The organism is Bacillus sp. JJ675, assembly GCF_036963165.1.
Lineage (GTDB): Bacteria > Bacillota > Bacilli > Bacillales > Bacillaceae > Bacillus > Bacillus glycinifermentans.
The window spans coordinates 1-24,415 of the sequence record NZ_JBALMR010000057.1 but is presented as its reverse complement, the minus strand read 5'-3'; the positions used below and the strand labels follow the sequence as shown (position 1 = coordinate 24,415).

The 24,415-nt window shown below is 45.9% G+C and carries 24 protein-coding genes, 1 pseudogene and 1 other annotated feature; of the genes and pseudogenes, 9 read left to right on the top strand and 16 right to left on the bottom strand.

The annotated features are described in order from the left end of the window. Positions 1-20: 20 nt before the first annotated feature. The 8 genes and pseudogenes from V7126_RS15300 to V7126_RS15265 form a co-directional block, all read right to left on the bottom strand. A pseudogene (locus tag V7126_RS15300) lies at positions 21-651 on the bottom strand (HlyD family efflux transporter periplasmic adaptor subunit). 1 nt (position 652) lies between these two features. Continuing rightward, entirely contained in the window at positions 653-865 is a 213-nt protein-coding gene (locus tag V7126_RS15295) for a hypothetical protein (protein ID WP_254416522.1), read from the bottom strand. A gap of 28 nt (positions 866-893) precedes the next feature. Beyond that, positions 894-2,279 carry an MFS transporter gene (locus V7126_RS15290; protein WP_254416521.1) on the bottom strand — a complete coding sequence of 462 codons (1,386 nt, stop codon included), beginning with the start codon at positions 2,277-2,279 and terminating at the stop codon, positions 894-896. Between the two features lie 136 nt (positions 2,280-2,415). Next, positions 2,416-2,844, bottom strand: coding sequence for a MarR family winged helix-turn-helix transcriptional regulator (locus V7126_RS15285; RefSeq protein ID WP_216899118.1), 429 nt, complete (start codon positions 2,842-2,844; stop codon positions 2,416-2,418). Positions 2,845-2,877: 33 nt separating this feature from the next. Then, positions 2,878-4,467, bottom strand: coding sequence for an acyl-CoA synthetase MbcS (gene mbcS, locus V7126_RS15280; protein WP_335497700.1), 1,590 nt, complete (start codon positions 4,465-4,467; stop codon positions 2,878-2,880). A gap of 193 nt (positions 4,468-4,660) precedes the next feature. Beyond that, positions 4,661-4,876 carry an alpha/beta-type small acid-soluble spore protein gene (locus V7126_RS15275; protein WP_006638006.1) on the bottom strand — a complete coding sequence of 72 codons (216 nt, stop codon included), beginning with the start codon at positions 4,874-4,876 and terminating at the stop codon, positions 4,661-4,663. 111 nt (positions 4,877-4,987) lie between these two features. Beyond that, the gene (gene thiI / locus V7126_RS15270) at positions 4,988-6,193 is read right to left on the bottom strand and encodes a tRNA uracil 4-sulfurtransferase ThiI (RefSeq protein ID WP_335497699.1); all 1,206 of its coding nucleotides are present in this window, start codon (positions 6,191-6,193) and stop codon (positions 4,988-4,990) included. Positions 6,194-6,200: 7 nt separating this feature from the next. Then, the gene (locus V7126_RS15265) at positions 6,201-7,346 is read right to left on the bottom strand and encodes a cysteine desulfurase family protein (protein ID WP_046130827.1); all 1,146 of its coding nucleotides are present in this window, start codon (positions 7,344-7,346) and stop codon (positions 6,201-6,203) included. A gap of 189 nt (positions 7,347-7,535) precedes the next feature. Between V7126_RS15265 and brnQ the strand changes: the two genes are divergently transcribed. Continuing rightward, complete coding sequence (gene brnQ, locus V7126_RS15260; RefSeq protein WP_046130826.1) at positions 7,536-8,873, top strand: branched-chain amino acid transport system II carrier protein; 1,338 nt, start codon at positions 7,536-7,538, stop codon at positions 8,871-8,873. A gap of 89 nt (positions 8,874-8,962) precedes the next feature. On the opposite strand, the gene ezrA is transcribed toward brnQ, so the two are convergent. Further along, complete coding sequence (ezrA, locus tag V7126_RS15255) at positions 8,963-10,660, bottom strand: septation ring formation regulator EzrA (RefSeq protein ID WP_046130825.1); 1,698 nt, start codon at positions 10,658-10,660, stop codon at positions 8,963-8,965. A 192-nt stretch (positions 10,661-10,852) separates the two neighbouring features. Here ezrA and hisJ point away from each other — a divergent pair, with 192 nt between their 5' ends. Beyond that, positions 10,853-11,662 (top strand): histidinol-phosphatase HisJ, encoded by an 810-nt coding sequence (hisJ, locus tag V7126_RS15250; protein WP_046130823.1) that lies wholly within the window; start codon positions 10,853-10,855, stop codon positions 11,660-11,662. Here hisJ and refZ read toward each other — a convergent pair. Continuing rightward, positions 11,655-12,293 carry a forespore capture DNA-binding protein RefZ gene (refZ, locus tag V7126_RS15245; protein WP_046130822.1) on the bottom strand — a complete coding sequence of 213 codons (639 nt, stop codon included), beginning with the start codon at positions 12,291-12,293 and terminating at the stop codon, positions 11,655-11,657. The genes hisJ and refZ overlap by 8 nt on opposite strands. A 126-nt stretch (positions 12,294-12,419) precedes the next feature. Here refZ and V7126_RS15240 point away from each other — a divergent pair, with 126 nt between their 5' ends. After that, complete coding sequence (locus V7126_RS15240; RefSeq protein ID WP_046130821.1) at positions 12,420-12,914, top strand: GAF domain-containing protein; 495 nt, start codon at positions 12,420-12,422, stop codon at positions 12,912-12,914. 13 nt (positions 12,915-12,927) lie between these two features. On the opposite strand, the gene V7126_RS15235 is transcribed toward V7126_RS15240, so the two are convergent. After that, a complete protein-coding gene (locus tag V7126_RS15235) occupies positions 12,928-14,637 on the bottom strand; it encodes a sensor domain-containing diguanylate cyclase (RefSeq protein WP_046130820.1) in 1,710 nt (569 codons plus the stop codon). Positions 14,638-14,968: 331 nt separating this feature from the next. On the opposite strand from V7126_RS15235, the gene rpsD reads away from it, so the two are divergent. From rpsD to V7126_RS15220, 3 genes are all read left to right on the top strand, one after another. Continuing rightward, positions 14,969-15,571, top strand: coding sequence for a 30S ribosomal protein S4 (gene rpsD, locus V7126_RS15230; RefSeq protein WP_046130819.1), 603 nt, complete (start codon positions 14,969-14,971; stop codon positions 15,569-15,571). Between the two features lie 319 nt (positions 15,572-15,890). Further along, positions 15,891-16,100: a hypothetical protein gene (locus tag V7126_RS15225; protein ID WP_175076816.1), complete on the top strand. Its 210-nt coding sequence runs from the start codon at positions 15,891-15,893 to the stop codon at positions 16,098-16,100. Positions 16,101-16,136: 36 nt separating this feature from the next. Then, the gene (locus tag V7126_RS15220; protein ID WP_175076817.1) at positions 16,137-16,292 is read left to right on the top strand and encodes a hypothetical protein; all 156 of its coding nucleotides are present in this window, start codon (positions 16,137-16,139) and stop codon (positions 16,290-16,292) included. A 231-nt stretch (positions 16,293-16,523) separates the two neighbouring features. Here V7126_RS15220 and V7126_RS15215 read toward each other — a convergent pair whose 3' ends face one another. The 5 genes from V7126_RS15215 to acsA form a co-directional block, all read right to left on the bottom strand. Beyond that, complete coding sequence (locus V7126_RS15215; protein ID WP_175076818.1) at positions 16,524-16,952, bottom strand: DUF805 domain-containing protein; 429 nt, start codon at positions 16,950-16,952, stop codon at positions 16,524-16,526. A gap of 245 nt (positions 16,953-17,197) precedes the next feature. Next, a complete protein-coding gene (locus V7126_RS15210) occupies positions 17,198-17,416 on the bottom strand; it encodes a hypothetical protein (protein WP_236809820.1) in 219 nt (72 codons plus the stop codon). Next, positions 17,403-17,960 carry a metallophosphoesterase family protein gene (locus V7126_RS15205; RefSeq protein ID WP_236809821.1) on the bottom strand — a complete coding sequence of 186 codons (558 nt, stop codon included), beginning with the start codon at positions 17,958-17,960 and terminating at the stop codon, positions 17,403-17,405. The genes V7126_RS15210 and V7126_RS15205 overlap by 14 nt, the downstream gene beginning before the upstream one ends. A 367-nt stretch (positions 17,961-18,327) precedes the next feature. Then, complete coding sequence (gene tyrS / locus V7126_RS15200; RefSeq protein ID WP_175076819.1) at positions 18,328-19,593, bottom strand: tyrosine--tRNA ligase; 1,266 nt, start codon at positions 19,591-19,593, stop codon at positions 18,328-18,330. Positions 19,594-19,641: 48 nt separating this feature from the next. Continuing rightward, positions 19,642-19,875 (bottom strand) — a binding site (T-box leader). A 54-nt stretch (positions 19,876-19,929) separates the two neighbouring features. Then, a complete protein-coding gene (gene acsA, locus V7126_RS15195; protein ID WP_065894675.1) occupies positions 19,930-21,648 on the bottom strand; it encodes an acetate--CoA ligase in 1,719 nt (572 codons plus the stop codon). A 155-nt stretch (positions 21,649-21,803) separates the two neighbouring features. Between acsA and V7126_RS15190 the strand changes: the two genes are divergently transcribed. From V7126_RS15190 to V7126_RS15180, 3 genes are read left to right on the top strand one after another with little or no spacing between them, the layout of a single operon-like run. Next, positions 21,804-22,436, top strand: a complete 633-nt coding sequence (locus tag V7126_RS15190) for a GNAT family N-acetyltransferase (RefSeq protein ID WP_046131902.1) — start codon at positions 21,804-21,806, stop codon at positions 22,434-22,436. 21 nt (positions 22,437-22,457) lie between these two features. Then, positions 22,458-23,102 carry an acetoin utilization AcuB family protein gene (locus tag V7126_RS15185; RefSeq protein ID WP_046131903.1) on the top strand — a complete coding sequence of 215 codons (645 nt, stop codon included), beginning with the start codon at positions 22,458-22,460 and terminating at the stop codon, positions 23,100-23,102. Next, on the top strand, positions 23,099-24,259 hold the full coding sequence (locus V7126_RS15180; RefSeq protein ID WP_046131904.1) for an acetoin utilization protein AcuC: 1,161 nt from the start codon (positions 23,099-23,101) through the stop codon (positions 24,257-24,259). The genes V7126_RS15185 and V7126_RS15180 overlap by 4 nt, the downstream gene beginning before the upstream one ends. Positions 24,260-24,415 lie beyond the last annotated feature (156 nt).

The window sequence follows — 24,415 nt, the reverse complement described above, 5'->3', positions numbered from 1 at the left end:
AAGCACCTGCCTATTTTTGGTTATATCGAAATTTTAACTTCTTCATTCATGCCGGGAAGCACGTTTGAAGAAGGATGATCGATAGAGATCTTAACCTGCACTTTCTCAGTCACTTTTGTATAGTTTCCGCTCGTATTCTCCGGCAACATTGAAAATGCAGAGTTTGTCGCTTTGGCGATGTCCTTCACTTCCCCTTCGAATGTTGTGTCCTGATCACCGTCAACGGTAATATTCACTTTATCGCCTTTTTCAATTTCGTGCAGTTCGGTTTCTTTAATGTTTGCAATAATATACAGATGGTCCATGTCGGCGGTTTGGCCGATGACCTCCCCCGCCTGAACGGATTGATGATTGACGGCGTTGTTTTTAATCAGTTTTCCCTCTGAAAGAGAATCGACGGGAACCGGCTGTTGACCATCGAATACTTCCCCCAAATTTTGACCGCGGGATACATCGTCTCCTTCTTTAGCTTTCCAGCCTTTTAGCGTCCGGATGCCGGAGCCGTCACATTCGTCATATCAGCATATACTGTTGCTTCATCTGTCGTCACGTAGTTGTGATTTTGATAGTAATAATACCCGCCTCCTGCAAGAAGCGCCAAAATGATGATCACTCCAACATATTGGTGATGATGAAACGTCCTTTGCTCATTCTAACCCATCTCCTTATGTTGATGTATGTTTGGATCAGGAAGATGAAGCCGTTTCTTTTTTTGAACGAGCGATCTTCCTTTTCCTGTAGCCGCTTTTCCAATTGAAGCAGCCAGCATGATCACGCCAAGCCAGAGCAAAATCGTAAAAAGGTCGTGATAGGCACCGAGGGCGGACGCTTTTTTTGCGTTTGCCGCTACGGTATAAGCCGCCATATGTTTCGCCTCTCCTAACGGAAGTCCGCTATTCATAAAGCGGTGGATCAATTTGGATAATTCCAGTTGAATTTCCCGGATCGGCCCCGCTGACTTGATCCCTGATCGTTTCATAATGGACGGCGTTTTTCATTGATGCAAACCAGCCGAGCACGGGCGCTGCCGCCGCGCCGGCGAAATTCCGAATGAAATGAAGCGAGACCGAACGGTTTGAGGCTTTATGAATATCGCCTGCAAGCGCTGTTCCCAAAGCTCCTGATACCAATACCATGCTGACGCCGCCTCCAAGGCAAACCGCATGAATATACAGGGTATGCATCGAAACTTCCGGTTCGACCGTTCTCCATGAGAGGCCGACCGCAATCATCGCAAGCGAGCCGATACAGCCGAGCACCCCGGCGCCAAGCCTGTCATAAAGCAATGTGCTGAATACGGCAGTTGTCAAAATGCCGATGAAAAACCAAATATAAAACCATGAGAGGTATGCAAATGAAACATCGGCAATGTTTTGCAGAAAACCGTTGATTCCGGCCAGGGCGACGATCAGTGCAATATGGGAGGCTACTGCCATGATCGTTCCCGAAACCGATTTCGCAGACCATAATGAATGAAACGGCACCAAAGGAAACTCTGCGCGCCAATCGGTTATAAAAAACAGGATGAGTAAAATGAATGCACCAATAAAGAAAGGCCATACATAAACAGATGAAAAGCCTTCTTCCTGCAGGTGAATGAGCGGAAACGCCAGCACCGACATCAGAAGGGTCAGCAAAAATACACCGGTCTTATCAGTCGGCTGCTTTTCGCGCTGATCCGGTTTTTGTTTCGGCAGCGTCCAAAACCCGACAGCCAGACAAAGAACCGGAAATATAATATTGATCACATATACCCATCGCCATGCATCATAACTCAGCGATAAAGAGCCGAAAAAAGCACCGACAGCAGATGAACCGAACAAGCCGCTGATCACAAAAAATAAAAACAGATTTCTGATCTTGTTCGGGAATGAAACCAATTTAACAGGCAAAATCGTCAAAAATAACATTCCCGCGCTTAAGCCTTGAATCGTCCTTCCAGCCATAAGGGAAATTAATCCGGTTGAGAAAACATCAATAAGCGAACCGCATAAAAAAACGAAGACAAAGGTCAGATAGATGGACCTGGTCCCGTACCTTTTTGAAAAAACGCGTCCGAGCGGTACCCCGAGGGCAAAAGCGAGATTTGACAAAATTGAAGGCATCAGCATATCGCGGGACGTCAAATGAAGTCCGTTTTGTATGACGATTTGGTTCAAGGTGTATGAAAGATTGAGAAAGTATTGCGGTCCGATCGAACATATCGTTAATACCGTTATAATTAAATATTTCGGAATGCTGTTTTTAGCATCCCGTTCAGCAGCATCGGAATGATTCATATCCGTTTCCTCCTTTCGCTGAAATATATTTCATAATACAAGTTGTATAATACAAGTTAATTATACTCTCTTTCTCACATAAATCAATGTTTAAATCGGCAAAAAGACCGCTGACTTTTGGATCAGCAGTCTTTCTTTATTTGCTCCATTTTTTGAAATCCCGGTTCAGCCGGGTTAAATTGGCCTCCAGAACGGTAAGCTCTTCATCCGGCCATTCTTGGAGAACCTCGGCATACACATCGTAGCGGGCCTTTTGCACCTTATGCAGCTTATCAATTCCTTCCTGAGTCATCTCCACAAGGCTGATCCGGCCGTTTTGCGGATCTGGAAAACGCCTGATCAGTTTTTTCCGCTCAAGGGCCGAAACTTGCCGGCTTGCAGTCGAAAGATTCAGCATCAGCTTGTCGGCCAATGTATTGATCGCAAGAGGACTTTCGCTGTCAAGTTCGCTCAAAAGCAGGTATTCTGAACGATCCAAATTTCCGAACCGCGGACTGTAGGCCGTAGTCAAGCGTACCAGAAGCGCGATTTCCTTCTCGATGTTTCGGAGTGAGTTACGACTCAAAGGAGATCCCCCCTGTCATTAAAAGTTTGCCGTTTAGCGGTTTCCTTTCGTTTTTCGGGCAAGCTCCCGGTTTCTTAATTCAAAGCGTTTAATTTTCGCCGAAGAGGTTTTAGGAAGCTGGTCGATGAATTCGATTTCCCGCGGGTATTTGTACGGAGCCGTTAATGCCTTGACATGGTTTTGCAGCTCTTTTACCAGGCTTTCGTCTCCGGAGCAATCCTTTAATACAACGTACGCTTTGACGATGGCTCCTCTGATTTCATCAGGACTTGCGACAACGGCGCATTCTTTTACACGCGAGTGTTTGATCAGCGCATCTTCGACTTCAAAAGGGCCGATCGTATAGCCGGAACTGATGATAATATCATCGTTTCGGCTTTCAAACCAAAAATAGCCTTCTTCGTCTTTCCTCGCTTTATCGCCGGTGATGAAGTAATCCCCTCTTCTTTGAAGAAGCGTCCGCTCAGGGTCATTATAATATTCTTTGAAAAGGGCCGGCGTACTGATATGGACGGCGATATCCCCCGTTTCGCCGGGTTCGCAGATGTCCCCGTCTTCATTTATAATTTCGACGATGTTGCCCGGGGTTGGCTTACCCATGCTGCCCGGTTTGACCTTCATTCCCTTCAGGACGCCGACGAGCAAAGTGTTTTCCGTTTGTCCATAGCCGTCCCGCACTTCAACGTTTACATGCTTTTTAAACGCGTCGATGACTTCCCGGTTTAAAGGTTCGCCCGCCGAAACGGCACTGTGGATAGAAGAAAGATCCCAGCCTGACAGATTATTGACCTTTGCCATAAATCGGTACTCTGTCGGCGTACAGCAAAGCACATTGATCCGATAACGTTCCATTAACGACAAATATGTCTCTGGATCGAATTTTCCGTGGTAGACAAATCCTGTCGCTCCGCTTCCCAGCACAGCCAAAAACGGGCTCCACAGCCATTTTTGCCAACCTGGGCCGGCCGTTGCCCAAACGAGGTCATCTTCTTTGATATCAAGCCAGGCGGAAGCCGTCGTTCTTAAATGGGCATACGCCCAGCCGTGTGTGTGAACAACGCCTTTTGGCTGGCCCGTCGTTCCGGATGTATATGATAAAAACGCGATATCGTCGCGGCTCGTATCTGCCGCTTGAAAGGATGCTCCGTCCCTCGTTTCCATCTCTTTTAGAAGATCCGGCCATCCAGCTTCATTTTCCCCGACAGAGAAAGTATTCAGCTTTTCCTTGGACTGAACTCCCTCTAAAGAATTAATAAACGAAGAATAAATAATGGCGCCTTTCACACCGGCATGCCCGATTCTGTAGTCCAAGTCTTTTGCACGAAGCATCTCAGAACAAGGAATGACAACCATTCCCGCTTTTAGAATCGCCATATATACGGCATAGGTTTCCAAAACGCGCGGCATCATTACGATCAGCTTATCGCCTTTTTGCAAACCGGAGTCGGCGAGAACGCTGGCTATCCTGTTTGTTTTATCGATCAGCGTCCGATATGTCCAGGAAGCTGTCCTACCTGATTCATCTTCCCAGATTAAAGCCGTCTTATTTGGAAAAGCATTGAATTTTTCAATCTCATCAACCGCATTATACCTCTCTGGAGCAATCAAATCTTCTCTTTTCAACGATTTCCTCTCCTCACATTTGCCATCATTTCATTATAAACAATATTGTGTATTTTCTAAAATGATTTGTCCCATGAAAATACAGTATGTTCGGCAGATATAAAGAGTGTGTACTGCTGACATGTTCTTTTCGCACAATAAAAGAGTGGGGAAAAAACCCCACTCATTATCCATTACTTGTTTAATTTTTAAGTTACTGAGGTGTGCCTCCGCCCATTTGTTGCTGAGCGAAAGAAACTAAACGTTTAGTGATTTCTCCTCCAACTGAACCGTTTGCACGAGAAGTAGTTTCCGCTCCAAGGTTAACACCGAATTCAGAAGCGATTTCGAATTTCATTTGGTCGATAGCTTGAGCAGCTCCTGGAACCAATAGTTGGTTAGAATTGCTTTGTCTGTTGTTTTGAGCCATGTGTTCTCACCTCCTTGTGAGTATAGATTGTGTAGAAACACATGACTTCATGCAAAGAATGTTTGGTAATTGTATGCAAAACAGACGATATCGACCTTAAGGAATGTGCCTTTAAAATAAGTCGGCGAACTTCTCTTTCGCCTCCGTTTTGCCGCTTAAAACGATCGTTTCCGTTTTTTCTACCGCTTCCTGGATGAGAGGCTCGAAGTCTGTATAGCTTTCAAAGTGCTCGATTTTTTCTTTTTTAGGCCGCGTTTTCGGCGCTGACGGAGTAAAGATCGTGCAGCAGTCTTCGTAAGGCCTGATGCTGATGTCGTATGTGCCGAGCTCTTTCGCCTTTTCGATGATTTCGGTTTTGTCCATTCCGATCAGCGGGCGCAAAACCGGCGTATTCGTCACCGCATTGATCGCATACATGCTTTCAAGCGTTTGGCTTGCCACCTGTCCGAGGCTTTCTCCCGTAAAAATGGCGAGGCCGTTGTTTTGTTCGCGTATTTTGTCTGCGATCTGCAGCATCAGCCTTCGGGTTGCCGTCATCGAATAGTTTTCGGGAATTTGCTTTTGAATGTGCTCCTGCGTTTTTGTGAACGGCACGATGTGAAGTTTGATGTCCCCGCCGAACGCCGTCAGCTTTTCGGTAAGGTCGATCACCTTTTGCTTGGCGCGCTCGCTCGTGTACGGCGGACTGAAAAAGTGAATAGCCTCAATTTCAAGGCCGCGCTTCAGCGCATAAAATCCGGCGACAGGGCTGTCAATGCCGCCCGAGATCATCAGCATCGCTTTTCCTCCGCTGCCCACGGGAAGCCCCCCCGCTCCTTTTTCATCGCGGAACGTCAAATAAGTCGCATCTTCCCTGATCTCGATCCGCAAGTGAATGTCAGGCGAGTGAACGTCAACGGTCAGGCCTTCAGTATTCCGCAAAATATGTCCGCCGATTTCGGAATTCATTTCATTGGTGTTTAATTCAAACTGTTTATACGCTCTTTTTGTTGATACTTTGAACGTGTCACCGGCCTTGTATTGCTCTTCTATGGATGCAAGGGCCGTCTCTTTAATGCTCTCCAAGTCTGTCGGACATTTGACGGCGAGGCTGAACGATTGAATGCCGAAAACGTTTTTTAAGCGGGCGGTTACGGATTCGGCATCCTCGCCGTTTAATGTGAGCGTCATTCTGTCCCTTGTTGCTTCATAACGGATGTTTCTGAAATCTCGCAAAACCATTTTGATGTTTCTTTTCAGACGATCGACAAAAAGGCGTCTGTTTTTTCCTTTTGTTGAAATTTCGCCAAAGCGGATTAACATGTAGTCATATTTCATTTTTTCTCTACCTCATAATTCCTTTTAGTTTGTGTACACTTTCTGTCAGAGCTGTCATAAACGGCTCGACAACCCCTTTGTTTCCCCGGTATGTTAAGCTGATTCTGATGCTGCTTTCGGCCGCCTGCTCCCCTTTTCCCATAGCCATCAGCACCTTGCTCGGCTTATGCTGCTTTGATGAACATGCGGATGTCGTCGATACAAAAATACCCCGTTCCTCGAGCATATGCAAGAGGACTTCAGCTTTAATTCCCGGAACGGAAAAGTTGATGATGTGCGGTGCGCTCGCATCTTCAGGCGTATTTAACATCACGCCTTCCAAACCTTTAAGCTGTTTGATGAAATCCGCTTTTGCCGCTTTCATCTCCTCTATATAATCGAAGTAATCCTTTGCTGATAAGTTGATTGCTTTTGCGAGCGCTACCGCGCCGGCTGTGTTTTCTGTCCCGGCCCTTCTGCTGTTTTGCTGTTCGCCCCCTGAAATTAACGGAAAAAGGGTCATTCCTTCTTTTAGTATGAGAGCTCCGGTCCCTTTTAAGCCGTGGAATTTATGGCCGGATATTGTGCAAAGGTCGATCTTTGCACTGGCGATGTCCAGCGGAACCTTGTGAATCCCTTGAACAAAATCGACGTGAAAGAACGCCCGGCTCGTCCTTTTAACGATGTTCCCAATGTCCCCGACAGGCTGAATGACGCCTGTTTCATTGTTAACATGCATAATGCTGACAAGAATCGTATCTTTCGTGATCGCTTTTTCGAGCTCTTCAAGCGACACGCGTCCCTGACCGTCGACGGGAAGATACGTAATGTCAAAACCGAACGCGGTTTTCAGCTGTTCCAAAGATTCGGAAACAGAAGGATGTTCAATGGAAGAAGTGATAATATGCTTTCCTTTTTGGCCGTGTGCAAGCGCAATGCCTTTCAGCGCCATATTATTGGCTTCTGAAGCGCCTGACGTAAAAACGACGTCATAATTGTTGACAGACAAAGCCGATTTGATTTGTTTTCTTGCTTCAGCCAATAATTGATCGGCTTCCACGCCGTGGTGATGCAGCGAGGATGGATTGCCGAAGAAACGCCGGCTGACTTGTTCATACGTTTGCAACACTTCACGATAAGGTTGAGTTGTCGAACTGTTATCAAGATAAATCATAATCTTCTCCTTTGGAATTGAACGTTCTTTTTCATGACTGTATATGTTATCATATCAACCCGAAATTGAAAATTAAAATAAATGTTTGACTTATCTGATTTTTAAAATATAATAGTTTATGGACTTTTGTCATATTATATCGCAAAAATAATTGACAGAAAATTTTAACAATAACAGGAGGTCTTTTTAATGAAAACTGCCCTATCCGCTAAGGAAACGTTAGCGATCGGTTTGATGCTGTTCGCTCTCTTTTTCGGAGCGGGAAACATGATATTTCCTCCCCTGCTCGGCCAAGCTGCGGGAGAAAACGTATGGCCGGCCATCATCGGTTTTTTGCTGACAGGCGTCGGCCTGCCGCTTCTCGGCGTGATTGCCGTAGCCCTTACCGGCAGTGCAAAAGGGCTGGCGGATAAAGCTCACCCCGTCTTTGGCACCATTTTAATTGTCTGCATTTACTTGACGATCGGACCGCTGTTTGCGATTCCAAGAACGGGAACCGTTTCGTACGTCATTGCCGTTGAACCGTTTTTAGGCAGCCATTCATCAGGGATTTACCTTTTTATTTTTACCCTGATTTTCTTTGGTATCACTTTTTTCCTGGCTTTAAATCCGAGCAAGCTTGTTGACCGCATCGGCAAAATTTTAACACCGATCTTATTGGCAGTCATCGCTATACTCGTAATCAAAGCAATCGTTACGCCGATGGGCAGCATTGGTCCTGTTACGGAAGCATATAAGTCCGCTCCGATCTTCACCGGATTTTTAGAGGGCTATAAAACAATGGACGCCATTGCGTCGATCGTCTTCGCCATCGTCGTTATTTCAGCAGTAAAAGAGCGCGGCGTGACAAATCCAAAATCAATCGCGGCCTCCTGTATCAAAGCCGGGGTTGTGGCTGCAGTTGGACTTGCGCTGGTGTATGTATCACTTGCTTATCTTGGAGCGACAAGCGTTGAGACGGTCGGATCACTCGATAACGGAGGAGCCGTCTTATCTAAGGCTTCCACCTTTTTGTTCGGCTCATTTGGTAATGTCGTCCTCGGGGTTGCCATTTTGTTCGCCTGCCTGACAACGAGCGTCGGACTTGTCTCTTCGTGCGGAGAATATTTTTCAAAGCTGATTCCGGGTCTTTCCTACAAAACCGTTGTAATCATTGTCTCGCTGTTCAGCCTGGTGATCGCGAATTTCGGATTGAATGAAATCATCTCGCTTTCAGTGCCGATTCTTTCAGCGCTTTATCCGCTTGCGATCGTCGTTGTATTCCTTTCGTTTATCGACAAACTGTTTAACGAACGGCGCGAAGTGTATATCGGAGCGCTTTTCGCAACAGGCATTTTCAGCATTATCGACGGCTTGAATGCCGCGAGCATTCCATTAGGAGCGCTAAACAAATTTTTAGGCGCGCACATTCCATTATTCAGCGTCGGAATCGGCTGGCTCATCCCGGCCATTATCGGCGCAGCGATCGGTTACATTTTGACTTTCTTTATCCCTGTTAGTCCGGACCGTTTAAAGAAAGTCAGCTGAAATGATAAGCCCCCCTTCCAAAAAGAAGGGGGGCTTTTTGTGCCTTTTGTGAAAACAAAAGCCGGAATCGTTTTAAACAATGCCGGCTTTTAGCTTTCGGGCTGATCGGCCTGCGATTTCAGGCGATTCACAGAACCCGGAGAGGCTTTTTCCACCGCTCTTGCGGCAATCTCAAACGCTTCATCGTAATCGTATGAATAAAAGCGCCTTTCCGCTTCTTTCAGCTGCTCTGAAAGCATATGGTTCTGGCTTCTGAAGCGATTGCCGTACTGAATGATGCGTTCGGTCATCAACACTTTTTCAACAAGATCCTCCGTCTGCTCTTGCACGTCAGTGACAAGTTTTTCGGCTTCTTTCAGCCGCTCATTGACGGCATCCATGTTTAACGGCAGTACATCAAGCTGTTCATTCACTCTCAAAACGACGGAGCGGGACGCTTGAATCTGTTCCGTCAATGACTGGGGAATGCCCGGAACATTGCTTTTTTCCAGACGTCTTGCCGTATCTTTGACGGTGTGCTTCAACTGTTCAAGAAGCTCTCTTGCCTGAAGCTCTTCCTTTCGCAGCAATTGGAGCATTTCCCTGTATTCATCGTGCTCTTTTTGAGCCGTTTCGATCTGCTTTTCGATGTCCAGCAGCTCTTCCTTTAAGAGGGAGTAAGCGACATGCTTCTGATCAAGCCTTTCCTTCACCTGCTCAAACTGCTTGTTGATCGTTTCAAGCCGCTTTTCGTATGACTGCTGCTTTTCCAGCTCACCCGTCGTCAGCTTGTAGCTTTCTTTTACGAGCTCTGTTTCGGCTTTTGTTTCTTCTTTGCTGGATTCAAGCTTTTCAAGCGTGACAGCCAGCTCCGGCATTTTTCCTAATACGAGCTGTCCAGCTTCGACCTCATGCTCCAAATCGCTATACAGCGTCTGTATCGTCTCATCGATCATTTGTACGATCTGTGATGCTTCTTCAAGATTGAGGTCTGCCATGAGCGCTGCTTCGGCGCGCTTCAGTTCCTTCATAAGGTTTTCCAGTTCTTTGTCGATCTGAATGTGATCAAGCTTGTAGCCTTTGTCGATCATTTCCTGGTAGCCCGCCCTCAGTTTCTGCAGCTCCTGCGGTACGGTCTGCTTGCAGCTGGCAAGCAGCTTCGGCACATCGTCTATGTGTGATTGAAGCTCTTCAAGCAAGCGGTCCTGAGCAAGCAGCACCTTTCTTGCCTCTATGTAGTTTCCGCCTTCGGTTTCGGCCTCGAATCGCTTGATCCCTTCCCATACCTCGTCAAGATCGGCTTCGATTTTCGGGTAAAGGTCACCGTACAAATGGCTGTACGCCAAAAGGTTTTTGCGCACCTTTGTATACCGTTCTTTCACATCTTCAATTTCCTTGCGGTTTTGCTCTTCGCTTGAAACGAGGTCGGCGATTTCCTTTAAAATGTCCTCTATATTGGACTCGGCCGCAGATATTAGGTTTTCGATGTGGGCAAGCACCTGCTTTGACTTTTGAAAGCGGTATTTATCGGCGCAGTCCTCCGCTTCGAACAACAGCTCTTCGACCTTCGGCATGTGCGATGTGACGATTTCATCCCATTCTTTGCGCCATCTTTCAAAGAATTCTTCGGTCTGTCCCGTCATTTTCAAATGCTTGATTTTCGACATTTCCTCCACGATCGAACGGTTGAGGATTTCGATTTTCCATGCTTCTAAACGGTCGATTTCTTTATATATATTTTTTCTGAATAAGTAGCCTGCAGCGAATAAAATCAAAAAAGCCGCTAATAAGCCTATGACAAACTCCATAATGAGCCCCCTTGCTGTTTAACTTGTTCTGTCAGGGTTATGATATTTTGAAAAATTGTTATGTAAAAAAGAAGTAAAGCTATCGTTTTCATTGTTCTTATGATACCATGTAACCAACATTTTTTGAGCAGAATTTTTAATTTTTTTACATCAAAGTGACAACATCTGACTATTTTTTTACGGGGTGACATTATGCTGAAACGAGACGCTCATGTCCACTCTCCTTTTTGCCCTCACGGATCAAAGGATGAATTCAGACAATATATAGAAGAATTATGCAAAAAAGGATTTCATTCCGTTACCTTTACAGAGCATGCCCCCCTGCCGCCTTCTTTCGTTGACCCGACACCCGAGAAGGACAGCGCCATGCCGATGGCGTCACTGGAGCGCTATTTGAAAAGCCTTGCGGCGCTGAAAAAAGAATATGAAGGGCAAATCGATATTTTAATCGGTCTTGAAGTCGACTATATCCGCGCCTTTGAACGCGAAATCCAGTCATTTCTTGATGATTTCGGCCCGGTTCTTGACGACGGCATCCTGTCGGTTCACTTTTTGCCGGCGGGTGAGTCGCATATCTGCCTTGATTATGATGAAGCCGCGTTTCAACAACTGATCAGGCATTATGGAACGATCGAAGAGGTGTATCTCGCATACTATCAGGAAATCTTTTCTTCTATTGTATCATCGCTCGGCGTCTTTAAGCCAAAACGAATCGGTCATATTACATTGGTTAAAAAATTTGTAAAACTTTTTCCATATACCATGTCAGAAAAGGTCCGCCAATTGGCGTCCTCATGTCTGACAGAAGCGGCAGCACGCGGGCTTGAACTCGACTTCAATACGTCAGGCCTCCGCAAACCCCATGCCGGGGACATTTATTTGGAGGAGTGGATGATCGAAGAAGCCAAACAAAAAAACATCCCGCTTGTTTATGGGTCTGATGCCCATCAAGCAAAGGATGCCGGGTTTGGCTATAAGCGTTTTGAACAAATCGCTAAATAGCGGCAATCTGTTCCTGTTTCCTGTCAAACAAGCTGATGATCCATGTTTTGACCTCTTGATAATACGCCCTGTAAAAGTAAGGTTCGTGGGGCTGCAAATACAGCACCTCAGAAATATACTGAGGCTGCAAATAGGGCATCGTCAAAAGCGATTTCAACTGGATCATAAAATGCGAAAGGGGAAAATGAGAAAATTCTCTGTTCTCTTTTCCTTTTTCAATGATCAAATGGAGAATGTATTTTTCTTTTGTTAAATATGTCGACATCACTTCACGAATCAGCGTCGAATCGATCGTTACCTCGCGATAGACGAATCGAGTTAATTGACGGTGTTCATGCTGATACGATAGAATATCAAAAATCAGCTGAAGAAGGCATTCCTTTGCAGTTGTGTCGCGAAGGCGCTCGTATCCTTGTTCAAGGATTCTCAAATATCCTTCATAAAAACGGGATACCAAATGTTCCATTAATCCGCCTTTTCCATTAAAGTAGTAAGAGATGTGGGCCACATTGACATTCGCTGCTTTTGCAATTTCACGGACGGATGTTCCCGAAAACCCTTTTTGGTTGAACAGCTGCACGGCAGATTCGATAATTCTGTCCTTTGTGGTAAAAAATGAGTTTGATCCCATCTTGTTCACCCCTTCTTACAAAAACAATTCCACGCACTCGGAGTTGTTCCTGTAAAAAGTGCTCGACAAATCACATCACGCGAAGCCGCGATTTTGCATTTTCAAATAAAAAGTGAGGGAAATAACATGTTTCATGTCGAAAAAACAGAAGGCAGCAAAGAAAAAAAATACGAGCTCCTGCTTAAACAAGCGGATGCACTGACAGAAGGAGAGCCTGATATGATTGCGAATTTGGCCAACGCCTCAAGCCTCCTTTACCATTCGCTTGAGGACGTCAACTGGGCAGGCTTTTATTTTGCAAAAGACGGAGAGCTCGTGTTAGGACCGTTTCAAGGGCTTCCGGCCTGCGTCAGGATTCCGTTCGGAAAAGGCGTCTGCGGTACGGCATACGCCAACAAACAGGTCGAACGCGTGGAGGATGTCAATGCATTCCCGGGTCATATCGCGTGTGATGCTGCTTCACAATCCGAAATCGTGATTCCGCTTGAAGCAGACGGCGAAGTGATCGGCGTGCTTGACATCGACAGCCCGATTACAAACCGCTTCGACGAAATAGATGAATTATATTTGAAAAAGTTCGCCGAAAAGCTCGGGGAGCGCATCAGTAAAAAGAGCCGGTAATCCCGGCTCTTTTTTAATTGGCTTCAAAAATCATCAGCTTGTTTTTTCCGTTTCGCTTTGCTTCATACAAGGCGATATCGGCTTGTTTGACGAGAGATGTCAGAGATTTCGGATCATCCGCTGACCAGTGCGAAATTCCGCAGGAAATCGTAACCTTCGGATTCGTGTTTTCCCTGACGAGCGCGATCAGGCGGTCAGCCAGCTTTTCCCCGGCGGACATATCGATTTTCGGAACGTACACGGCCAGTTCCTCCCCGCCCCATCTGGCTCCTACATCCTGTTCGCGGATGTTCTGCTGTATCACCCGGGCAACCTGAATAAGGATGGAATCCCCGGTCTGGTGCCCGTACGTATCATTGATCCGCTTAAAATTATCAATGTCAATCAGCAAAAACACCCCTTCCTGATGAGCTTCCATGCTGTATTGTATTTTTTCGTCGAGATAGGCTCTCGAATACAGCTCTGTCAGCTGGTCCGTCTGAACCATATGCTTCAGACGGTCACGGAGCATCGAATTCGTCACGGCAAGAGTGGAATGCCTGATCAGCGTCTGAAAGAGCTTGAACATTTCAAAAGAAAATGAATAGGCGTTTTTCTTCAGAACGATCGCAAATCCCATGCATTCACTGTTTTGGATCATCGGAACGCCCATTAATGACGCATAGCCGTCAGGGCCGAACATCGATGATCCGCTGCCGACAAAAACCCCGTCCCCTTCTGAAATTTTCTCTTTGACATAGCGGATGTACGGATCGGCTGCACCCGTTTGAAAAAAGACGGTGCTCCCAGGCAAGAGCTGCTGTTCCTCTAAATAGCTGTTATAAAAAAAGCCCACTTCATCGGCGCCAAATGACCCGACCAGCCGTTCTGACAAATATTTCATCATTTCCGGAAGCTGCCTTGTCTGATTTAGCTGATGAGACGTTTCATTGATAAGTTCCAGATTGGAGATCATGTTTTTGGCCTGTTCATAAAGCCGCGCGTTTTCGAAGGCTATTCCCGCAGCATTGGCAATCACGCCAATGTCAGCAGCGGCTTTGGCTGCGTTCTCTCCCTCGGTACGCAAAACGCCGTACGTACCTTGCCTGCCTTTCAGCGGAACATAGACGGTAGATCCGTTGATCAGCTTCACCTGCCCCGACAGGTAGGCTTCAAGTGCGAAAGAATCGGCCGATTCACCATTGACGTCGATTTCTTTTGCAGGCAATTGCAAATACTGGTCTTGGTCATAAGACAGAAAAAGGCCGTATGACAAGAAAGGAAACTCTCCTTGTAAGCTTTCAAGCATTGTCTTGAGAACTTTTTCCTGATCCATGAGCTCATGGAACAACGCTGTCTGCTCATAGATCCTCGCTTGGCGGCGCGTTTCTTCCGCAGATGCTTCTGTTTTTAGGCAGTTCTGCAAAAACAAGCGGACGGATTCAGTCAAATCCTCTAAAATTTTATGATTCTTTTGACAAGAAATCTTAATATATTTACTGTTTTCTTCAATTGTTATTATGATATAATATTTATCGATGTCTTTATCAGGTTCGTGCTGTTCTCTCAAGTCATCCGGCTGGGACGAAACCTTCAAGGTTAAGGACATAAACGAAAAAAAAGACTCTGCCGCCCCCTTGAGCCAGGCGACTGACTCACTGTAAGAGGCATCCCGTTTTTTCAATAAAAACTGCAGCAACTCCTGATGAAAAGACAAATATAGGTCTTCCGTTTGTTTATTCATGATTATCACCCGAAAATTTCCACAAAAATCTCATTTTATTTTCCCGATTATATCACAAAACCAGGACTTTATCCTCGTTGCCATCTAGTATTTTCGACTCCCATCACCTATGGTTGACTTTCATCCTTGAACATTATATAATCGACTTTGTGTGAAATATTGCAGCCTTTTTGTTCTGCAACTGTGTTTCATTTTGTTCCTTATACTATATAAGGTGTATCGTGTAACTCTTTGCTGCTGGAGCGAGGATACATGAAAACAAAATGGACATGGCTGAATTGAACAGATGGGTTTTATTTTCACAAAATAAAACCAAAGGAGGAGTCACATTATGGCTCGCTATACAGGTCCAAGCTGGAAACTATCCCGCCGTTTGGGAATCTCTTTAAGCGGTACGGGTAAAGAATTAGAAAAACGTCCTTATGCACCAGGTCCGCACGGTCCGGGACAACGCAAAAAACTATCTGAATATGGTTTGCAATTGCAAGAGAAGCAAAAGCTTCGCCATATGTACGGTGTAAACGAGCGCCAATTCCGCAACCTTTTTGACAAAGCTGCGAAAATGGCCGGTAAACACGGTGAAAACTTCATGGTTCTTCTTGAATCACGTCTTGACAACATCGTGTACCGTCTCGGCTTAGCGCGCACTCGCCGCCAAGCTCGCCAGCTGGTAAACCACGGTCACATCCTTGTTGACGGAAGCCGCGTTGACATTCCGTCTTACCAAGTAAAACCTGGTCAAACCATCTCGCTTCGCGAAAAATCTCAAAACCTTGCAATCGTCAAAGAAGCGGTTGAAGTGAACAACTTCGTTCCTGAATACCTGACTTTCGATGCTGAAAAACTTGAAGGTACGTTCACTCGCCTTCCAGAACGCTCTGAACTTCCTGCTGAGATTAACGAAGCGCTTATCGTTGAGTTCTACTCTCGTTAAGGGAAATGCTCTGCAAAGAGTATTGAAGGAAACCCTAGAATTGTTGATATACCGACGATTCTGGGGTTTTTTATTTTCTCTCTGCTTTATGGTTCTCTCCAATTGATTCGGGGGTTTTGGGAGATAAAATCAAACAAGTAGGCAGACGCATAACGTTAAAACGACCGTCTTATTAGACATCTCAAGCAGATGAACGCGCTTGAAAGATCAAAATGGACAGAGCTGAAAGGAAAGCATATGCGGACTGTCAAATAAACCTCTAGGACGAGATGGTAAACCCCATAAAAGCCGAGGAATATACATACATGCCAGTAACAACATGGATTTTTCTAAGTTTGATGAATTACCCGATTCTTTATCCCAAGATACTTTAGAAAAGTATTTCAATCAAATGATTGAAATGTATGAAAGTACAAAAGACACTGTCAGTAAAATTGAATTATCTGAAGCTATATACCGGCTTTCAGAAAGACAATGGCATACATATAAAATGCTGGACGGCAAAATTAAACATAAAGCGGATATTTGAATCAAAAACATCTTGGATGTGAATTCTTATGGCCTAATGGATAATGCTACAGCAATCATTGCTTATTTTGGACTTCCGGAAAGTTTTCAAGCATTACAGGAAATGATTAGAGAAGAAAAAATTAGTGATGAAGTTATAGAGCTTATAGAGGAATTAGAAGGAAACATTGAAAATCCATATTCCGGATTATAATTATGTTATTTAAAAATAAGCGTAAATATTTATTTTTCAAAGCGTCAGTTGTGCGTCTGTTTCAAGTTCTCCCTGTGGTTTCCTCTCTTTTTTTGATATTTACGGCAGTTTAAGTGACATTTGGTAGCCTCTTTTGAAAGAACGACCAAACCGGTTTTAAATTTATCTTAAGACAATCAAAACACCCCGATCGCTTGATTCATTGTCTGACAATCAGGGTGCAATTTACCATTAATTTAAATTCGCTTTTGGATTTGGTCCATATTGATTATCTTGTGTTTCACTATCTTGGCAGTAGAAGATCAGCAGGATAATAGCACCGACAAACGGAATCAAGCCAATGAGTATCCATAAACCGCTTTTCCCGATGTCATGCAATCTGCGGACGCCGACAGCTAATGACGGCACCAAAACAGCTAACTGATAAATAAAGATCAAAATGTATGCAAGCAATCCCCCTCCATACCCGACTACATATCCTGCTTGATATCCGCCTTCTCCTAGCAATTCTGCAATAAATAAACCTGCTATTAATAATGATAGTATTAATAAAAGAAAACAAATGATGCCATTAAAGAGATGAAACAGCCAATATTCTTTTCGCCTTGCTCTCCCTTCAAAATTTGCATAGTTTTTTAAACCTTTCCAATACCACTTCATACAATTTCCTCTGTTGCCAACTGTATTGATTAATGCAAAACATATCCATTATATCATAAAACATTTTGCTATCGGCCGGCTCAGTCGATAATGTTAATATTTCTTCTTGAGTTTTCATCTCCTTTTTGGCTTTCAAATGCTTTTTCCATAGTATCGTTTTCAATCGTTTTCTCGTATATTTAGGTTACGTAATCAATGCTTGATAAGAGCTGCCTTAAACACTTTTTTGAAAAAAGCCAGCTATTTTACGAGTTTTTCATTGCAATACGCTCTAAAAATTCCGATGCTTCTGCAGCAGTTGGAACCTTGATCACATTCTCATCGGCAAATTCCTTTCCTCCTGGGTCTTTACTTGCTCTAATCTCTTGCGCCGCCGCCTCAACATCGTATGCCGTATGTCGAAACTCATAACCTGTTGGACTAATTAGGAGCCAGTATGCCCCTGGTTCATCAGCAAATGGCATTCCTACGCTCCCAGAGTTGACAATGCGTATACTGCCTGTTTGTCGGCTCAAATTGCATATGGGTATGTCCGCAGACAACAATCTGTTGCCGAACGCCTGAAAAAATAGCGGCAAGTCGTTCCTGGGAGGTATTGGGTGTAATGATTTCCTCATCACTACGTGGTGTAGCGTGACAAAATAGCACATCTCCCAATCCATTAATATGAACTGTTACTGTTTCGGGTAATTTTGATAGAAAGTCTCTTTGAGACCGAGTTAACTGATCAGCGACCCATTGGGTTCTTTGTCGACCCTTTTCTGACATTGTAGATGGGAGGTTTTTTCCATCAAAAGCCATTGCTACTTCTCTATCCCCATTTCCACGAATAAAGCGAACTTTATCAGTCAAGGAGAAAATCCGTTCCAAAGTTTGTCTAGGCATTGGTCCAGAGACGATATCTCCACCAATAACAATTAAATCCGGCTTGACATCTTCAAGTTCCTTTAGCAATGCATTTAATGCCGGCAGGTTTCCATGAATATCATAAAGTGCCGCAATCTTCATCTGTGAAATTCCTCCCCTTCGCCTAGTTTTTTCACAATCTCTTCTCAATATATATTCATAGCCGGCTCTATGCAAATCCTTCGTATATCTGAAGGCTCTCTATAAAATAAAGAGACGGTTGGTAAGTGCAAGACAAAAATCCTATTCTCTCTACCGTGAAAATTCGGCTCAGTTTTCCCTTCCCTTTAACCTGCTCCGTCTACTGGCTAGTTACGCAAGAGCCAAAATATTAATGATCGAGTAATATGTCTATTTCCTTACCTCCCGATGGTCTTGGAATCTTTAACACGATTTTGATGACTACATCCACACTTTTTGATATTCCCAGGGAACAAAAAACCCTTGCCATTCGGCAAGGGTTCGCTGATTACTTATAAGTCAGCAGGAAGTATTTCTTTTTCCCGCGGCGGATGACAGTGAATTGGCCTTCGATGCGGTCTTCGCGGCTGAGGACGCTGTTTACGTCAGTGCGCCGTTCGCCGTTGATGTAGACGGCTCCGTTTGTGATGTCTTCGCGCGCCTGGCGTTTGGATGGCGACAGCTTCGATTGGACGAGGACATCGATGAGCGGCAGTTCATCGGTTTGCCCGAGTTCCATGGAAGGAACGCCTTTGAAGCCGACCTTCACTTCTTCGGCTGACAGCTGTTTAATGTCTCCGCTGAAGAGCGCTTTTGAAATGTTGACAGCCTGCTCGAACGCTTCGCGGCCGTGAACGAGGACCGTCACTTCTTCGGCAAGGCGTTTTTGCGCTTCGCGTTTTTCAGGAGCTGTTTCTGTTTTTTCAGCCAGTTCTTCGATTTCTTCCTTGGAAAGGAAAGTGAAATATTTCAAGTATTTGACGACATCTCTGTCATCTGTGTTGATCCAGAATTGGTAAAACTCATAGGCCGACGTTTTCTCTTTATCAAGCCAGATCGCGCCGCCTTCCGTTTTTCCGAATTTCGTGCCGTCCGCTTTTGTCACAAGCGGGATCGTCAATCCGAAAGCTTTTGCGCTTTCTTCCGATTTCCGGATCAGCTCAAGGCCGGCTGTAATGTTGCCCCATTGGTCGCTGCCGCCGACCTGCAGCTTGCACCCTTCGTTTCTGTATAGGTTTAAGAAATCGAGAGACTGCAGAATCATGTAGCTGAATTCTGTGTATGAGATACCCGTTTCGATTCTGGAGCTTACCGTATCTTTGGCAAGCATGTAGTTGATGCCGAAGTTTTTGCCGACATCCCTCAGGAAGTCAATCACATTCATTTGCCCGATCCAGTCATAGTTGTTGGCCATTACCGCCGGGTTTTCGTCAGCTTCAAAGTCAAGGAAACGCGAAAGCTGATCCTTGATTTTCTGCGACCATTCGCGGACAATCTCTTCGTTGTTCAGCGTCCGCTCGGCTTTTTTTCCGCTCGGATCGCCGATCAGGCCTGTCGCGCCGCCTACGAGTGCGATCGGGCGATGCCCGGCCTGCTGAAAGCGGCGGAGCATTAAGATCGGCAGCAAATGCCCGATATGCAGGCTGTCAGCCGTCGGGTCAAAGCCTGAGTACAGGCTGATCTTCTCCTGATCGAGGAGCTCCCTTAATCCCTCCTCATCGGTTTGCTGCTGAATCAGTCCCCTGAAGGACAAATCATCAAGTAAATGTGTCATCATTATTGGCTCCTTTTTTCCTAAAATAAAAACGCCCCTTCGTGTAAACGAAGGGACGATGAACATCGCGGTACCACCCTGCTTAAAAGAACGCACGGGGCGTCCTTTTCACTCTTGTTGATAACGGACATCGTCCGCTCTTTTACTACAAAGCGGCAGGCTTTTTCGTAAAAGCGGTTCGTGAGTGTAATTCGAACCATCCATTTGTGCTGATTCTCACCGGCCATCAGCTCTCTAAGACAGGGAAGGATGCGTTCTACTGATCTCAGTCTTCACCTTTTCGTATTTAAGACTAAATCTTTTTTAACATAATATTTCCTCATTGTCAATGAAGCATCAGTCTTCCATCGTCGACAGATCGCCGGCCGGGAGGTTCAGCTCCCACGCTTTCAGGACGCGTCTCATGATTTTTCCGCTCCTCGTCTTCGGCAGTTTATCTTTAAATTCGATTTCCCTTGGGGCAGCATGCGCGGCCAGGCCTTTTTTGACAAACTGTCTGATTTCCTCTTTTAAGGCGTCTGACGGCTCGTATCCTTCCCTGAGTGCAATGAAAGCTTTAATAATTTCCCCGCGGACGGGATCAGGCTTGCCGATGACACCGGCTTCAGCCACGGCCGGATGCTCGACGAGCTTGCTTTCGACTTCAAACGGACCGACGCGTTCGCCTGACGTCATGATGACATCGTCAATCCGTCCCTGGAACCAAAAGTATCCGTCTTCATCCATGTATGCGGAATCCCCAGATACATACCAATCCCCCGGCATAAAATACGAGCTGTATTTTTCGGGATTATTCCAGATGGAGCGCATCATCGACGGCCAGCCCTTTTTGATGGCAAGATTGCCCATTCTGTAAGGCGGGAGCTCTTTTCCCTGATTATCGACGATCGCTGCCTCGATGCCGGGGAACGGCTTGCCCATCGAACCCGGCTTGATCTCCATGCAAGGATAATTACAAATAAGCTGTGCACCTGTCTCGGTCATCCACCATGTGTCATGAATCCGGTTATGGAACACTTTGTGCCCCCATCTGATGACCTCCGGATTTAAAGGCTCTCCGACGCTCAAGATATGCCTCAATGAGCTTAAATCGTATTTGTTTACGAGGTCGTCGCCGGCTCCCATCAGCATCCGGAAGGCTGTCGGTGCGCTGTACCAAACGGTGACTTCCAGCTGTTCAATCGTCTCATACCACGACTCCGGACTGAATCTGCCGCCAACGACGACATTCGTCGCCCCGTTCAGCCACGGACCGAAGATGCCGTAGATTGTTCCGGTTACCCAGCCCGGATCAGCCGTGCACCAGTAGATATCATCATCCCGCAGATCAAGGACCCATTTCGCCGTCTGGTAATGCTGGACCATCGCTTGATGGACGTGGAGAACCCCTTTTGGCGCGCCTGTAGAGCCTGACGTATAGTGAAGAAGCATTCCGTCTTCCGGATCGACCCATTCAACCTCAAGATCGGTATTTGCTTCTTCAGCTTTTGAAAAATAGTCTACAATAGGCCCTTCTTCCTTCACGCCTTCCCCGACGACCACAATCGTTTTCAGATCCGGAAGCTCTTTTTGCGGAATCCGCTCCAGCAGTTCAGGCGTCGTGACGATGACCTTCGCCTCGCTGTTTTTCAGCCGGTCTTTTACCGCACCCTCCATGAACGCTTCAAACAAAGGCCCGACGATGGCCCCAAGTTTGACGGCGCCGAGAATAATAAAATAAAGCTCGGGCGATCTCGGCATAAAAACAAACACACGGTCGCCTTTTTTGACATCGGCGTGTTTTTTTAAGACGTTCCCGGCTTTATTCGTTTCATTTTTCATCTCTCTGAAGGTGTACTTTTCGTCGCGGGCCGGATCTTTGTAATAAAAAGCCACTTTGTTTTTCAAGTGCGATTCAGCATGGCGGTCGATGGCTTCATATGCCGCATTCACTTTTCCTGTTTTGTGCCATGAAAAGTTTTTTTCAGCATCTTTCCAGTCAAACGTCCGGTATACTTCCTCATAGTCGTTTAGATTATAATTTCCCTTCACGGCTGGCAACGCTTTCAATTCCATGCCCATCCCCCTTTGTTCGATCATCAAAATATATTATAGTATAGATTTTTTATTTTCTCAATTTTTAAAAAATATTGTTCTTTCCTTTGAAAACGCTTAATATTTTGGTATGTTATGTGTAAAAGACTTCAACTAAGACGTGAGGCGGTGAATACGTGAAGCATCACAAAACCTATCATGCCAAAGAATTGCACACGGGGGAAGGCACATTGCTGATAGAGGGCCCTATCAGCCCCGATAAACTCGCAGAGTATGAGTTTCATGCAGAGCTTACAGCCTTTCGCCCATCTGAAAAACAGCATGAAGCATTAATCGAAATCGCAGGGCTTCCCGAAGGACGGATTATCATCGCTCGTTTCCATCATACCATTGTCGGCTATGTCACCTACGTTTATCCCGACCCGCTTGAAAGATGGTCTGAAGGAAACATGGAAAATTTAATCGAACTCGGCGCCATCGAGGTGGTTCCAAGGTTCAGAGGACACTCTGTCGGAAAGACGCTTTTAGAGGTCAGCATGATGGATCAACAAATGGAAAAATACATTATCATTACGACTGAATATTACTGGCATTGGGATTTGAAGGGGACAAACAAAGATGTCTGGGAGTACAGAAAGATGATGGAGAAGATGATGAATGCCGGGGGCCTTGTCTGGTTTGCCACAGACGATCCGGAAATCAGTTCTCATCCCGCCAACTGTTTAATGGCCCGCATCGGAAAAGAGGTCAGCCAGGAATCGATCGAGCGCTTTGACAGGCTCAGGTTCCATAACCGCTTTATGTATTAAGGGAGCAAAGGGGATCTAAATATGATTGTTGAAAAAATCATGAAAAAAGACGTTGTGACGCTTTCAAGAACAGATACGATCGAAGAAGCGATCAAACGAATGAGGACATTCCGCATTAAACACCTCCCTGTCGTCAATGAACGGGGAACCGTCGTCGGCGTTGTGACGGATCGGGATGTAAAGACGGCAACCCCGAGTATTTTTGCTCAAAACAGCTCAGCCGGCGCTTTGCAGAAACCGGTTGAACTGATCATGTCAAAAGAAGTCGTGACAGGGCATCCGCTCGATTTCGCCGAGGAAATCTCAGCCGTGTTTTTCGAACACGAAATCGGCTGCCTTCCGATTGTGAAAAACGGTAAACTGGTCGGCATTGTGACGAAGTCTGACTTGCTTCATACGTTTGTCAGGCTGACGGGCGCCCATTTTCCCGGCTCGCAGATCGAAATTAAAACCGATGATATCGCCAAAAGCCTCGCCGATATCAGCATGATTTTCAGCAGGCGGCAAATCGGCATTTCAAGCGTGCTCGTTTATCCAGGCGAAGAAGAAAATGAAAAGATTCTCGTATTTCGCGTGCAGACGATGAATCCGGAAGCAAGCATAAAAGATGTAAAATCAAAAGGGTATCAAGTGCTTTGGCCCGCAGAGCAAAGGGATTTGCTATGAAAGACTGCGTCTTTGTCTTTTCCCCCTCCTACCAAACCTATCAATTTCATCAGGACCATCCGTTTAACCAGCTCAGGGTCTATGTCACGTATGACCTTCTGAACACGATGAATGCGTTTGGACAGGGAGAAATTATCGCGCCGCGAATGGCGACAGAATCTGAACTCAGCCTCGTTCACACGGAAGATTATATCAGAGCCGTAAAGCTTGCCGGACGGGGAAAGCTTCCCGAAGCAGACGGAGAGAGCTACGGTCTCGGCACGGAAGATACGCCCGTTTTTGCCGGCATGCATGAAGCCGCTTCGCTTTTGGTGGGCGGAACCCTGACGGCTGCTGACTATGTCATGACCGGCAAGGCAAAGCACGCCCTCAACCTCGGCGGCGGGCTTCACCACGGATTCAGAGGGAGAGCTTCCGGTTTTTGCATTTATAATGACAGCTCGGTTGTGATCCGCTATGTGCAGAAAAACTACCGCGCCAGAATTTTGTACATTGATACAGACGCCCATCACGGAGACGGCGTGCAATTCACCTTTTACGACGATCCATCTGTCTGCACCGTCTCGATTCATGAAACAGGACGCTATCTGTTCCCGGGAACGGGCCAGGTTCAGGAAAGGGGACATGGCGAAGGCTACGGGTACGCGTTTAATATTCCGCTAGACGCGTTTACCGAGGATCAGTCTTTCATCGATTCCTACCTCACGGCTGTACGTGAAATCGCCGAATTTTTCAAGCCTGACGTAATTTTGACGCAAAACGGAGCTGACGCTCATTACTATGATCCGCTCACACACTTGTGCACAACGATGAGAATCTATGAAGAAATTCCAAAGCTTGCTCACGAATTGGCGCACAAGTATTGCGACGGCAGATGGATTGCCGTCGGCGGCGGAGGCTATGACATTTGGAGGGTCGTCCCGCGGGCATGGGGGAGAATCTGGCTCGAAATGAAAGGAATCAAGGCTGAAGGCCATATGCCCGAAAAATGGCTGAAACGCTGGGAAAAACAAGCGTCTGTCCCGCTGCCGGCCGCATGGAGCGATCCTGACGGCCTGTATGCTCCAATTCCGAGAAAAGCCGAGATTACGGAAAAAAATGCGCGTACCGTTTCAAAAGCGCTGTTTCCGATCCGTTCCGCCTCGCGTCCGTCATAGCTTGCACTATAAATAAAAGGCCCTGCACGGTGATATGCTCCCCTAAAGGTAGACAGATGAAATAAAAAAATCTGTTTGCCTTGGGGGAGTTTTTTCATGGCTGGAAAATGGTTTTTAAAAGAAGAAAAATTGAATATTCTATCAGAATGTGATCAG